This is a genomic window from Bacillus sp. FG16, assembly GCF_057809515.1.
On sequence record NZ_JBMDKC010000293.1, the window covers coordinates 1 to 678 of the forward strand.

The 678-nt window shown below is 33.8% G+C and carries 1 pseudogene; it reads right to left on the minus strand.

Annotation, left to right across the window (positions count from 1 at the left end):
* Positions 1–678 (minus strand): annotated as a pseudogene (locus ACODS7_RS32365) (Tn3 family transposase); the annotation flags it as partial.

Genomic DNA, 678 nt, shown 5'->3' on the forward strand with positions numbered 1-678 from the left:
GTTCTACCGAATGAACAAATTGGTCCCATGGTATAACAGCTTGTAAAGATACAAAGGGATCTTGTTCGGTTTCTTTTGCTTCAATTAAAACCTTCCCAAGTTTTGCAAATAAGCGTATTTTCTCGTTAATCAATTTTCCGTCATTTTGAAACGAATCGGTATGTATCTTTTCTCCTCGCTTGAACATGCGACCAAGCAACTTTTCATTTACATATAAACCTTGGTCAATTAAAAAAGCATAAATGTGAATTAAAAAAGCCATTAAAGTTGCATAACGTTTTAGAGAATGGAACCGAGACAAATGTTGAGTGGAATACCGAGAGCCTTCCCTAGCTAATTGTAATAATCTATTTTGGTGAATCTCTTGGCCATTTTCTAATGGTAATACTAGATTTTGAATAAATTGAATGCGGTCCAATATCTTATGAAAATTTTTAAGAGAAATGGTTCCAGGTGGTTTCCGTAACCAGGATAAATTGCTAATATGCTTGTCTGTAGGCTTCGTTAATAGTTGGTCTAATTGTAAAAATTGCTGTGAAGATAATGTTTTTGTTAATGTTTTAAATGTTCGCCTTTCTGCACGTTCACATACCGCCCAAACTAAATGTTCTATGGCATACATAGCAGGAAGAATGATTTTTCTTTTTCGCATTTCTTGTATCAAAAGATCAACTAAAA